Here is a 12,945-nt window from a genome sequence, read left to right as displayed (position 1 = left end):
GGGGGAACTACGGGATCTGTCCTTCGATGGCGGCGATCAGCAGCGCCTCGACGGTGTCGGCCAGCTTTTCGACCGTGGGATGGGTGAAGACCGCGTTGACCGGGATCTCCAGGTCGACGGCCGCTCTGACCCTGGCGGCGACCCTGATGGCCAGCAGCGAGTTGCCGCCGAGAGCGAAGAAGTCGTCGTGCACGCCGACCCGCTCCAGCCCGAGCACCTCGGCCCAGACCTCCGCGACCAGTTTCTCCGCCTCGGTCCTGGGCCCCTGCGTCACGGCGGCCGGCTCCTGCCACACGGGCGTGGGCAGGGCGTGGCGGTCGACCTTGCCGTTGTGGTTGAGCGGGAGGGCGTCCAGGACGACGAAGGCGGAGGGGACCATGTAGGCGGGGAGCGTCTCCTCGGCGAAGCGCCGCACCTGGCCGGAGAGGTCGGTTTCCGGTGCTGAGGTGTCGCCGGGGACCAGGTAGGCGACCAGGCGTTTGTCCCCGGGCTGGTCGTGTCTGGCCAGGACCACGATCTGGGCTATGGCGGGATGCCGGGCGAGGGTGGTCTCGATCTCGCCGAGCTCGATGCGGAAACCGCGGATCTTGACCTGCTGATCGGCCCGCCCGACGTAGTCGAGGAGGCCGTCGCCGCGACGCCGTACCAGGTCGCCCGTGCGGTACATGCGCGTTCCGGGCTCGCCGTAGGGGGCGGCGACGAAGCGTTCGGCGGTCAGGTCCGGGCGGCCGAGGTAGCCGCGGGCCAGGTGCTCTCCGGCGATGTAGAGCTCGCCGGGCACGCCGGTGGGCACCGGGCGGAGCCTGTCGTCCAGGACGTAGGCACGTGTGTTGTCGAGCGGACTCCCGATGGGGACGGCGCCCGAAGACGGTTCCGCCACCCGGTAGGAGAGCGCGAACGTCGTCGTCTCGGTGGGACCGTAGCCGTTGTTGACGACGCCACCGGCGAGGACGACCCGCTCCACCGCAGCGGGAGACGCCGCCTCACCGCCCTGCCACAGTTCCGGTACGGCGGCCAGCACGGCGGGTGACTCCTCGGCCAGTGCGTTGAACAGGCCGGTCGTCAGAAACACCCCGGACACCCGCTCCTGGCGCACCGCCCGCTCCAGGGCGGGGGCGTCGAGCGGGCCGGGCGGGGCCACGACCACGGTCCCGCCGTTGAGCAGCGGCACCCACAGCTCGTAGGTGGAGGCGTCGAAGGCGAACGCGGAATGCGCCAGCACCCGGTCGTGCCCCCACCAGAGGCGGTCGGCGGCGAAGGCGGCAACATTGCGGTGGGTCACCGCGACGCCCTTGGGCACCCCCGTCGACCCCGAGGTGAACATCACATACGCCAGTCGGCGCGGGTCGATCTCCAGCCCCAGGTTCTCCCGGTCGCCCTGCGCCCCCACGACCATGGCCTGCACGTGCCCCATCAGCTCGTGTCCCGCGAAGACCTCGTCGGTCACCACGACCCGCGCGCCGGTCTCCTCCACGACCCAGCGCATCCGCTCCACCGGATAACCCGGATGCAACGGCACGTACACCCCGCCGGCCTTGACCACCGCCAGCAGCGTCACCACCACGTCCGCCGACCGCTCCATCAACACCACCACCGGCGACTCGGGCCCGACCCCGGCGGCCACCAGCCGCCGCGCCAGCGCGTTGGCCCGCGCGTTCAGCTCGGCCGCCGACAGCCGGACCTCACCGCAGACCACCGCCTCGGCATCCGGCGCCGCCGCCACCCGCGCCTCGAACAACCGGGCCAGGTCGCCTCCCGGGAGCGGGGCCGACGTGGCGTTCCACTTCTCCAGCAAGGTCTGCCGCTCCTCGGGAGCGAGCAGCTCCACCTCCCCGACCCGGACGTCCGGATCCGCCGTCACCGCCTCCAGCAGCCTCACCAGCCGCGCGGCGATCGACTCCGCCGTGTCGCGGTCGAACAGGTCGGTCGCGTACTGCAGCACCCCGTCGATCCCTGTGGGGGCACCGGTGGAGAAGCTCTCGCTGAGGCCGAACAGCAGATCGCACTTCGCGCCGCTCAAGCCGTACAGCGAGTAGGCGGGATCGGGCGTCACCGTCAGGCCGGGCAGCTCGGTCTTGTCATCCGGGGTGTTCTCCAGAGCGAGCATCACCTGGAAGAGCGGGTTACGGCCGGGGAGCCTTACCGGGTTGAGCGCCTCCACCAGGTGCTCGAACGGCACGTCCTGGTGCGAGTACGCCGCCAGACCCACATCCCTGACCCTGGCCAGCAGCTCGCGGAAGCTCGGGTCGCCCGAGGTGTCGGTGCGCAGCACCAGCGTGTTGACGAAGAAACCGACCAGGTCGTCCAGCGCCTCGTCGGTACGGCCGGCCACGGGCGAGCCGATCGGCACGTCGGTTCCCGCGCCCAGCCGGGTCAGCAGTGCGGCCAGCCCGGCCTGCAAGGCCATGAACAGTGTGGCCTGGTTGGCCCTGGCCAGGGTGAGCAGCCGCCCGTGCAGCTCGGGCGAGAACCGCAGGGGCACGGACTCGCCCCGATGCCCCGCCACCGGTGGCCGGGGTCTGTCGGCGGGCAGCGCCAGCTCGTCGGGCAATCCCGCAAGGGCCTCCCGCCAGTAGCCGGTCTGCGTGCTCATGAGGCTGCCCGGGTCCGCCGCGTCCCCGAGCAGGTCGCGCTGCCACGGGGTGTAGTCCGAGTAGCGCACGGGCAGTGGCTCCCACACGGGAGCCTCACCGCGCGTGCGGGCCGCGTAGGCCACGGCCAGGTCACGCCTGAGCGGAGCCATCGACCACCCGTCGGCGGCGATGTGGTGGAGCAGCAGCACCAGCACGTGCTCGTCGTGCTCGCCGGGGCCGTCGGGCCTCAGGGCGAACAGGCACGCCCGCACCGGCAGCTCGGCTGAGAGGTCGAAGGCGGACATCGCCGCCTTCTCCACCGCCGGACCGAGCTCCGCCTCGTCGATCTCCGTCGTTGGTAGCTCGGGCACGGCGTCCAGCACGCGCTGCCGCGGCTGGCCGTCCAGCGAGGGGAAGACCGTCCGCAGCGTCTCATGCCGCCGCACCACGTCCCCGAGAGCCGCTTTCAGCGCGGCCCTGTCCAGCCGCCCGGACAGCCGCAGGACCAGCGGGATGGTGTAGAGCCCGGCCGACTCCGCGAGCTGGTCGATGATCCAGATCCGGTGCTGGGCGAAGGAGAGCGACGGCTGTTCCGAATCCCCCGAGCGGATCAGCGGCGGCCTGGCCCTGCCGATGCCCTCGCCCCTCGCCTCCTCGATCCTGACCGCGAGCCCGGCGATGGTGGGCGCCTCGAAGACCGTCCCCACCTGCAGCTCGATGGAGAGCGCCGACCTGATCCCGGCCACCACCCGCATGGCCAGCAGCGAATGCCCGCCCATCGCGAAGAAGTCGTCGTCGATCCCGATCCCCGGCACGGCGAGCACCTGCGCGAACAGCCCGCAGAGTATCTCCTCGACCGGCGTGCGCGGCGCCGTGCCGGAGGCCACCGTCTCGGGCGCGGGCAGGGCGTGCCGGTCGACCTTGCCGTTGTGGTTGAGCGGGAGGGTGTCCAGGACGACGAAGGCGGAGGGGACCATGCAGGCGGGGAGCGTCTCCTCGGCGAAGCGCCGCACCTGGCCGGAGAGGTCGGTTTCCGGTGCTGAGGTGTCGCCGGGGACCAGGTAGGCGACCAGGCGTTTGTCTGCGAGGTGGTCGTGTCTGGCCAGGACCACGATCTGGGCTATGGCGGGGTGCCGGGCGAGGGTGGTCTCGATCTCGCCGAGCTCGATGCGGATGCCGCGGATCTTGACCTGCTGGTCGGCCCGCCCGACGTAGTCGAGGAGGCCGTCGGGGAGCCGGCGGACGAGGTCGCCCGTGCGGTACATGCGCGTTCCGGGCTCGCCGTAAGGGCAGGCGACGAAGCGCTCGGCGGTCAGGGCCGGGCGGCCGAGGTAGCCGCGGGCCAGGTGCTCTCCGGCGATGTAGAGCTCGCCGGGCACGCCGGTGGGCGCCGGGCGGAGCCTGTCGTCCAGGACGTAGGCATGCGTGCCGTCGAGCGGCTGGCCGATCGGGACGATGTCGCCGGGCTCGGTCACGTGGTGGGCGGTGGCGTAGATCGTGGTCTCGGTGGGGCCGTAGCCGTTGTGGACGTTGCCGCCCGCCCTCAGGACGTGCTCCACCGTGACCGGGGACGCGGCCTCGCCCGCGATCCACAGCTCCGGCACGGCGGCCAGCACGGCGGGCGACTCCTCGGCCAGCACGTTGAACAGGCCGGTCGTCAGAAACACCCCGGTGACCCGCTCCTCCTCCAGCGCCCACTTCACCACCGACGCGTCCACCACGCCGGGTGGGGCCACGACCACGGTCCCGCCGTTGAGCAGCGGCACCCACAACTCGTACATGGAGACGTCGAAGGAGGACGCCGTGTGGAACAGGACCCTTCGATGCTCGGGGCCGTGCCAGAGGCGGTCGGCGGCGAAGGCGGCAACATTGCGGTGGGTCACCGCGACGCCCTTGGGCACCCCCGTCGACCCCGAGGTGAACATCACATACGCCAGTCGGCGCGGGTCGATCTCCAGCCCCAGGTTCTCCCGGTCGCCCTGCGCCCCCACGACCATGGCCTGCACGTGCCCCATCAGCTCGTGTCCCGCGAAGACCTCGTCGGTCACCACGACCCGCGCGCCGGTCTCCTCCACGACCCAGCGCATCCGCTCCACCGGATAACCCGGATGCAACGGCACGTACACCCCGCCGGCCTTGACCACCGCCAGCAGCGTCACCACCACGTCCGCCGACCGCTCCATCAACACCACCACCGGCGACTCGGGCCCGACCCCGGCGGCCACCAGCCGCCGCGCCAGCGCGTTGGCCCGCGCGTTCAGCTCGGCCGCCGACAGCCGGACCTCACCGCAGACCACCGCCTCGGCATCCGGCGCCGCCGCCACCCGCGCCTCGAACAACCGGGCCAGGTTTTCTCGAAAAGAAATTGGATTCATGAAATCTCCAGATTCATGGCGTGGCGGCGCGGCGAACAGGTCCGATCAATCGGGGAAAGGACGGCGTGCCGTAAACGCGGCTCACGGTGAACGCGGACTCGAAATGGGGAGCTCAGGATCCGTTCACGGCATCGAGAGGCCGCGGGGTCGCATATCGGTCCAGTTCGCGTTGATGAACTCCAGGCAGCCCGGCCGGCTGTCCTCCCCGTGCACGACATCCCAGCCGCGAGGGACCTCGGAGAACAGGGGCCAGAGGGAATGTTGGCCCTCGGCGTTGATCAGGACGAGATAGCGTCCGTTTTCGTCCTCAAATGGATTGCTCATGAAAACCTCGCACTTTGATGTGGTCTTTTGTGTGATTCCATCGACCGGAACGCACGCTTGCCGCGCACCGTCGGAAGGCTGACAGCCGCACCGTCTCCGTCTCGGATCCGCTCACCTGTGAGCCGCTCCGCCTACCGGGAAAACCTCACCGAGATCCGATGAGACCTGTGTGGCGCGTCATCCGCGAGAGGGCCTGTGCCCGGACCCGTCAAGCGATCTCGGCTCAACCGGGGCGATGTCACCTGGGCCAGGTCCTGTCTTGTCGCTCATGTTCGGGTCCCCCCTTCCCGATACACGCAGATCGCTGGAGGTCATCCTGTTGAGTGCGGCTTTGATCTGGCTTGTAAACGACTGGGGAATGCGCTGAGCCGCCGGTCACCTCGGGCAGGCGTGCCGCTGTCCGAGGCGGAGCGGGCTCACGGCGCCTCCGGCTCCGTGACGCGGCGGCATGACGCACAGGACCGTGGACGCGGATGCCAACACCTGCGCGCTGGCCGTACGGAGTGGTCTGCGCGTCCGTGGTGCTGGGCCCACCGTGGTGTCGTGCGCCATCCATCCCGCCATTTCGGTGAGCGCCGAGCGTGCGGGCTCTTCGCCCAGCTGCGGAACTGAACCAGCCCCCACCGGCCCTCGTGGGCGGCGCCGCCTACTGTGCCTCGGGGGCCGGGGTGGGCTTGCCCTGACTGCCGCAACGACCTGCCGAAAAACGATCATCGGTGCTGGGGAGGGCAGGCCGAAGGTGGCTTTCGCCGGTGTCCGGTGGTCAGTGTGCTGCGGGCAGGTAGGCGAGGACGATCTGGCCGTTGGAGGCGTAGGCGGCGATTCTGGGGGACAGGGCGGCGTCCACGATCACGTTCACGAGGCGGGGTGGGCCGTGCGTGCCCGGATCGCTGACGGCATCGACCAGTGCGCTTTGGGCCAGCACGGTGGTTGTGCGGTCGCCGGGGTCCTGGCGGGGGAGGGAGATGATCTGTACTCGCTGGCCGGCTTTCAGTTCGGCGGGGGATTGGCCGGGTTTGAGGGCCAAGCCGACGCGGGCCTTGCCCGGGGTGATCTCTTCGCTTGCTGTGGCGGTCATCTGGGTGGTGAGCAGGGTTCCTGGGAGCAGGGTGACGAGGGCCAGGCGCTGCGCGTACGAGGCGTGCTGCGACCAGGGCAGGTAGTCGATGCCGGTGCCGGCTATCCGGACTTCTTCCATGCCGGCGCGGCTGAGCGGTTGGCCGGCGGTGACCTGCCGGGTGATGCGGATCGCCGAGACGCGCGCGCTGCCGTTCAGCATGAGCGTGATGGTGGCCGCGGTGCCTCCGAGGATGAGCAGCACGGCCAGTGCGGCCAGGTCGGGGCGCCGCCGGCGGGGTGACGCGGGCAGTCGGCGTCCGTCCGGTCCGGACAGAGCGGCGGGCGATTCTGCGGAGGCGGCGGCCGGAGGCAGACCGCCGCGGGCGGAGGTCGGACGGATCCGCATGATCGAAGCTCCCGGGAATCAGGCGTGCCCTGCGGCGCTCGGCGGCATTGAGCGCGAGCATGGACGGCGGAATTCACGCCATTGTCGCCACTTTGGCGAAGAGCTATCACGCGAACGTTAAAAATGCTGCCGACCAAAAGCGTACTTGCATTGATGGACGGTGTGCATATTTCCCGGCAGGAATGGATATGCCCGGATATCCTCCCCGGATCTCGCTAGATTTCAGAAACGCAGATATGGAGTCATCGGGTCGGATGGCAGCCGCGTCCGCTCGATCGCCGACGATCTCCGGCGGCATCGCCGGCGCCGCCCAAACACCGCCAAGGCTCAGGCACGCGGGGCGGGCGATGGGCATGAGGAAACCTGGGCGGCTCAGCCGGCCGAGGAACTCGCAAGGGCGTTGAGGTCGCCCAGAGTCCTGCTCAACATGACGCCCAGCTGGAAGCGGCTGCACACACCATGAGCGTCCATCAGCGCGCGTACCTCGTAGGCGACAGTGCGAGCGCTGATGCCCAGCCGGGCCGCCATCCCCGTATCGGTGTGGCCGGCAGCCAGGAGCGTCACCAGGGCCTGCTGACGCAAGCTGAGCGTTACCGCTTGCGTCGAACTTGACCAATGCTGCTCGAACAACGCGTGTATCCCTGCGACCAAGAGGGGCTCGGTGACCTCGAGGCGGCAATGCGGATCGTCCGCCGGGACCATCAGCACCACCTGCCGGTCGTAGATGCCGATCTCGACCGGAAGCATGTCGGCGGTGCGCATTTCTCCGTCAAAGAGCGCCAATTCATCCTCGGGCAGGGCGGGAGGGAGCGATTCTGACAAGCTCAGCGAGCGACGGCGCACACCACGCGCACGCTGACGCCGCGCCCTGGGGACGAACTCGCGCAGCGACGCGGCCTCTTCCTCGGAGAAGGACATCTCCGTGGAGCAGTACAGGAATTCCTCGCGAACGGCGTCATGCAATGATCTGACCCGGTCCACCAGCGCCTGCCCCCGGAGCGGGCGCACACCGTGCAGGCTGAGGCCGGCCTGGGCGACGCGTCCGCCGAGCGCCACCGACGGCGGCATCTGCCCCTTGGTCCGTCGCTCGCGTAACCGGGTGATCGCCTGTTCCGGCGGCCTGCCCGCCCACCAGGGCGTCGCCTTGCCGGGAACGGCGACCGGCATGGCGACCTCCGCGTCATCGAGAATCGCGAGCGCTGTTTCCACCCGATCACGCGACACCCTGAGACAGCTGTACAACACCCTGACGGTCGCGGGACCGAACATCAGCAGTGTGCGGAAGACCAGATCGGCATCTGCGGGAAGACCCATACGGGTCAGCACCGGCAGGGGCGTCGTGTCGGCATGATCGCTCATCCCACTCCAACGGCCTCATTGGTTACGGAAACCAGCAAAGCACTGTCAAGATTCCTGTATACCGTGCGGCGCTCATGCTTTGAAGTGGCTCTTGGCCGACATCTCTTGGCGGACGTCCGGGGATCCAGCGATCGCGCTCTCCACTCCTGCTTTCGGAGGACAAGGTCCGTGGACACCCCTTCAGGCGACCCCTTCCTTGGCGACGGGGTCTGTTGATGTGCGTAGGTTTGTGCCGCGGTCGAGCAGCACACCAGCTGCAGCCAGGAAGAGCCCGCCCAGGCCGGCTACGGCGAATCCCCAGCCCGCTGACGTGTGGTCGATCGCGAACCCGACTACCGGGTTCCCCAGCGCCATGCCGAGTCCGGTCGCTGTGCTCAGCAGTCCGATCGCCTCGCCGCGCACCTGCGCCGGCGCCAGTCGGCTGATCGCCTCGGTGCCCGCGGCGAGGGCGGGGGTGCACATCAGATTCATCGGGACGAGAGCGATCGCGAGCACCCACCAGGCGTGCCCGAACAGCCCGACCGGTACGAGCAAGGCACACAGCAGAACAGCGAGGGAGCCCTGGGGCAGGGACCTGCGCACTGCGCCATGCACGAGTCCGCCGATGATCGAGGCGATCGACATGGCCGCGATCACCGTGCCGGTCCAGGCCGTCTGGTCGTGAGACTTCATGGTGGCGATCACCGCGACCTCGGTGCCGATGAGCGCGAACATCGAACCCGCAGTGATGATCAAGGACCCGACGATCCGCCCGTTGAGCCAGGCGAGCATGCGCGGCCGGTCGGCCGGGTCAGTCACCTTCTGCTCCGCGCCACTTCTGATAGGGAGATTCGTGACGGAGAGGACGACGGCCACGAGCCCGAGCCAAACGCCGATGCCGGTGAGCGCCCCGGTCGAGGAGATCTGTGTCATGGCCACGACGGCGAGCGCCGGGCCGACGATGAACGACGCCTCGCCCAAGATTATGTCCAGCGAGAAGACCGCCCGTCGCTGGTCCTCGGGCACCAGGGCGGTGAGGAATTGCCGGGTCAGCGACTGAGCCGGCACGGCCAGTGCGCTGGCCGGCGCCGCGAGCACCAGCAGAGCCGGATAGGGCAGGTGCGGCATGCTGATCCAGAACGCCGCCGAGCACGTTCCGCACACCGCCACCACGCGCCGCAGCCCATGCCGGTCCAGCATTCTCCCCATGGCCGGCGCGGCCAACGCGCCCGCCAACACGGACGCCGCACCGACCAGGCCGGCCTCGGTGAATCCGCGGTTCAGGTCACTCACCACGTGCAATGTGAGGAGGATGCCCATGGCGGTCATCGGCAACCTGGCGAGGAACATCAATGCGATCGTGAACCGCACGCGGGGCAGGGCGAGTGCGCGGCGGTAGGCCTGAAAACTCACTGTTCGATCTGTCTTTCGGGTCTCGGAGTCCGGCGCCCTCCGCGCGTGCCAGCTGTACGGGGGATGCGTTCGAGCGTTCCGTCAGACCGCCATCGGGTTCGTTCGCCGGTGCGGTGACACTCATCCACCCGGGCATAAGGTTGGGCGGCATGGCGCTGCGACTTGTTCAGGTGAATTTCAAGGCTCGGGACGACTCAGCCCTCGGCCGGTTTTGGGCGGAGGTGCTCGGCTGGGGTGTTTCCAGCGAGGGGCCCGGTGTGACCAACGTTGAACCCGTGGGCTTCGCCTGGCCGGACCCCGTCGCCGTCTGCGTCGACGTCGTCACCGTCCCGGACCCCGAAACGGTGAAGTACCGCGTGCACCTCGATCTCGCCACCACCTCTGCGGCCCATCAGGCGGAGTTGGTCGCGCGCCTGAAGGATCTCGGTGCGACGCCCGCGGATGTGGGCCAGGGCGATGTCCCGTGGACGGTTCTGGCCGACCCGGAGGGCAACGTGTTCTGTGTGTTGGAGCCTCGGGAGATCTACCGGGATACCGGGCCGATCGCCGCGGTGGTGGTCGACTGCGCGGACCCGCGGGCCATGGCCCGGTTTTGGGGCGAGGCGATGGACTGGACCCTGCACGAGGTGACCGACGATCACGCGCGGCTGCGTTCGGCCAAGGGCGTCGGGCCGTATCTTGAGTTCCTCCGCACAACGCCCGGCGTGAAGACCGTGTGGAACCGCGTCCATCTCGACCTGATGCCGTACCGCGGTGACGATCAAGCGGCGGAGGCGGCCCGGCTGGGGGCTCTCGGCGCCACCGGCGCCGACGTCGGCCAGGGTGGCGTCCCGTGGATCGTCCTCGCCGACCCGGAGGGCAACGAGTTCTGCGTCCTCACCCCGGGCTGACGCGGAGCCTTGCCGGCCCTCACCGTGGGCACCAGCGACGGCTACCGGACGGGATTCGACGACACCATCGCCTTCGCCGCTGAGGGGTCCCGGTAGCACTGGCGAAGTTTCGGTCGGAAAACCGCTTGAGCCCTCCTTCCGCGTTCCCGTAGGTTGCCTGCGGCCCATCGCAGTGAGGACAGAGGACAAAACCGCGTGACCCCGCCTGCTCTTCAGACCTGACACCTTCTTCCGCTCACCTGTAGCCGACGCTCCCGTCGGTGCTGCCGGGCTGCCCTTGTGCGCCCGGTCAAACAGCGTTTGAGGTCGCGCGTAATCGGCCTCGTGTCAGGTCTAGAGAGATCATGTCTTCACAACCTCATACCGTGCTGCCCTGGGTCGTTCGTCGGACCAGGCTGCCTCTGCTGTCGTTGCGGTGCGTGGACTGCCGGTCGGAGTCCGCCACCACCGGCGAGGGCAGGTTCCGCGTCAACGCCAACGGCAAGCTGCTGGACGTATGGCTGCTGGTCCGCTGCGTATCCTGCGATCGGACGAGCAAGCTCACCGTGCACGAGCGAGCGCCGGTCCGATCCTTCGACCCGGCCGAACTCCACGGCTACCGCGTCAACGATCCGGAACTGGTGGCGTCCAGGCTGTTGGATCCGCTGCTCGCCCGGCGCAACCGCTTCACCCTGGACTGGACGGGGGCCTGGCGGCTGGACGCCCCGTCGGCATGGCTCGACGAGGCGTGGCCGGTCCAGGTGGAGGTCGCCTTCGCGGATCCGGTACCGGTGCGCCCGGAACGGCTCATCGCGCAAGGGCTCGGCCTCAGCAGGAACGAGGTACTGCGCCGGATCAAGTGCGACATTCCGCTGCACCGTCCGACGAGCACCGGATTCACCTTTACCGTGATGGCCGGGGACTAGCGGGGATGTAGCCGGGCGGGCCACCCGGCCCGCCCGGCTTCACCCCGAAACCATGCCCATACCGGACGTGCAAGCCACCCCGTCACAGAACGCGAATGTTGAACAGCACGATCGCGTTGAGGACCAGGCAGAGTGCGCCGATCTGTTCCTCCATGTCTTCGGAGTAGTTCTGGTACGGCTTGCCCGTTGCGGGTGGAAGATCTAGCGGGCCAGGGTGTGACGTCCCTCCTGCAGGTTGGCCTGGGCCTTGATCTGGTGCCGGTAGTCGGGTTCGCCGGCCATCCGCAGGATGCGCAGGGTCTTGGAGGCGCGGCCGTAGTGCGCGGTCGCGTTGCCGAGCTGGGTGGTCCGGCCGTAGCGCGACAGCATCCGGATCACGTCGTGCGCACGGACCGCCCCGGTGTGCACTCCCCAATCGGAATGCCGCCCACAGTGCTGACAAATAGTACAAGCGTGACTACTTAGAGTTGCCTATCGAACGCGTGAACGATATCCTCGCAGAGGGTCGACCATCAGACCGGGAGGGGAGGTGCGAAGGGATGATGCTTTCGGGTGGTGTACTGCTGTCGCGCGAACCGGAGGACGTTCCTCCGTCCCCCTCATCCGCCGCATCCCCGCGGCAGCGGCGCAGGTCAAGGCGGCACACGCCGTTCATCGGATCGGATCGTTTCTCCGGTGACTCTTATGGGGCGGTGCTCCTCGACCGCGCTCGCAGTGCCGGGTTCCTCGACCGCACCCGCAGTGCCAGCGGCTGTGCGGGAGCCCCTGATCCCGCCCCACACGACCCGGCGCGCCCCGAGGGGCGAGCTGCGGGACGCGGCGAGCCGGGCGCCACGGCGCGCGTTGACGGGCGAGGTGGGCGACGCGGCGAGCCGGAGACGACGCAGTCCTGGGCTCGGCGGCTGCTCGGCCTCCCGGATGCTGCGGAAGACCAGAAGCCTGACGGCGGTGGACAGTCTTCGGGTCCGGCGCGATCGCCGATCACGCCCGCTCCCGCTGAACCCACCCGGTCCCGCGAGAAGCCTGCCGCCCCAAGGGAAGAGTCCGACGGCGGGGGCGGGCCGCAGCGCCTCGGGAGCGACGATGGTGCTCTTTCCGGTCGGGGCGAGCCGCGGCTCGGGTACGACCGTGACGACTTGTCGGCCTGGGACGGGATCTGGCAGGGCCGCCGCTCCACCCTCCACGAGCCATCGTCGAACGGATCCCAGCGTGCCGGTCGGGACGATCGGCAGCAGAACGTGGGTCGGCGTGGCGGTGACCGGCGGGCCGATGGCAATGCTGTTGGTGCTGGCCGGGGCGCTGCCACTAACCGCCGAGACGCTGATGCTGGCAGCGCTGGCAGTGGCGGCCAGAACGGTGCGGGCCCGGATGCTGCTGGTGGTGATAGCCGGGTAGCGGACTGGCCAGACCTGAACCTGGCTGGACGCGATGTCATCGACCTGCTGGCTCGTGCTGAGCGGTTGGCCGCGGCTGCGGGGAAGGTGCCGGGCCGAACCGAGACCGGGGTTGGAGTCGAGGCTGAGACCGGGGCTGGCGCTGGGGCCGGTGTTAACGCCGGTGCTGGGGCAGGAGCTGGGACTGAGACTGGTGCAGGGACCAGTTCCGGGGTTGGCTCCGGTGCCGAGGTTGAGGTGGCGATGGCGGAGATCGTCGCCCTGGCAC

Annotated in this window: 9 protein-coding genes; 3 read left to right on the top strand and 6 right to left on the bottom strand. The window is 69.3% G+C overall.

Annotated features, from left to right (window positions below; translation table 11 throughout):
- Nucleotides 1-7: 7 nt before the first annotated feature.
- The 5 genes from AWQ71_RS17535 to AWQ71_RS17515 form a co-directional block, all read right to left on the bottom strand.
- Complete coding sequence (locus AWQ71_RS17535) at nt 8-4,948, bottom strand: non-ribosomal peptide synthetase (RefSeq protein WP_084258992.1); 4,941 nt, start codon at nt 4,946-4,948, stop codon at nt 8-10.
- A gap of 123 nt (nt 4,949-5,071) precedes the next feature.
- Nucleotides 5,072-5,272: an MbtH family protein gene (locus tag AWQ71_RS17530; protein WP_067134477.1), complete on the bottom strand. Its 201-nt coding sequence runs from the start codon at nt 5,270-5,272 to the stop codon at nt 5,072-5,074.
- A gap of 763 nt (nt 5,273-6,035) precedes the next feature.
- Nucleotides 6,036-6,737 (bottom strand): hypothetical protein, encoded by a 702-nt coding sequence (locus tag AWQ71_RS41685; protein WP_067134475.1) that lies wholly within the window; start codon nt 6,735-6,737, stop codon nt 6,036-6,038.
- A 372-nt stretch (nt 6,738-7,109) separates the two neighbouring features.
- The gene (locus AWQ71_RS17520; protein WP_067134474.1) at nt 7,110-8,096 is read right to left on the bottom strand and encodes a helix-turn-helix domain-containing protein; all 987 of its coding nucleotides are present in this window, start codon (nt 8,094-8,096) and stop codon (nt 7,110-7,112) included.
- A 180-nt stretch (nt 8,097-8,276) separates the two neighbouring features.
- Nucleotides 8,277-9,488, bottom strand: coding sequence for an MFS transporter (locus tag AWQ71_RS17515; RefSeq protein ID WP_067134473.1), 1,212 nt, complete (start codon nt 9,486-9,488; stop codon nt 8,277-8,279).
- Between the two features lie 149 nt (nt 9,489-9,637).
- Here AWQ71_RS17515 and AWQ71_RS17510 point away from each other — a divergent pair, with 149 nt between their 5' ends.
- Entirely contained in the window at nt 9,638-10,378 is a 741-nt protein-coding gene (locus AWQ71_RS17510; protein WP_067134472.1) for a VOC family protein, read from the top strand.
- Nucleotides 10,379-10,743: 365 nt separating this feature from the next.
- On the top strand, nt 10,744-11,283 hold the full coding sequence (locus tag AWQ71_RS17505; protein ID WP_245658342.1) for a DUF1062 domain-containing protein: 540 nt from the start codon (nt 10,744-10,746) through the stop codon (nt 11,281-11,283).
- 201 nt (nt 11,284-11,484) lie between these two features.
- On the opposite strand, the gene AWQ71_RS40275 is transcribed toward AWQ71_RS17505, so the two are convergent.
- Nucleotides 11,485-11,691 (bottom strand): Tn3 family transposase, encoded by a 207-nt coding sequence (locus AWQ71_RS40275; RefSeq protein WP_067134470.1) that lies wholly within the window; start codon nt 11,689-11,691, stop codon nt 11,485-11,487.
- An 861-nt stretch (nt 11,692-12,552) separates the two neighbouring features.
- Between AWQ71_RS40275 and AWQ71_RS44410 the strand changes: the two genes are divergently transcribed.
- Nucleotides 12,553-12,678 carry a hypothetical protein gene (locus tag AWQ71_RS44410; protein ID WP_281196199.1) on the top strand — a complete coding sequence of 42 codons (126 nt, stop codon included), beginning with the start codon at nt 12,553-12,555 and terminating at the stop codon, nt 12,676-12,678.
- Nucleotides 12,679-12,945 lie beyond the last annotated feature (267 nt).

The sequence above is a fragment of the Microtetraspora malaysiensis genome, assembly GCF_001528665.1.
Taxonomy (GTDB): Bacteria; Actinomycetota; Actinomycetes; order Streptosporangiales; family Streptosporangiaceae; genus Microtetraspora_A; species Microtetraspora_A malaysiensis.
Note: the sequence above shows the minus strand (reverse complement) of the source record. Positions and strands in the feature narration are given on the sequence as shown.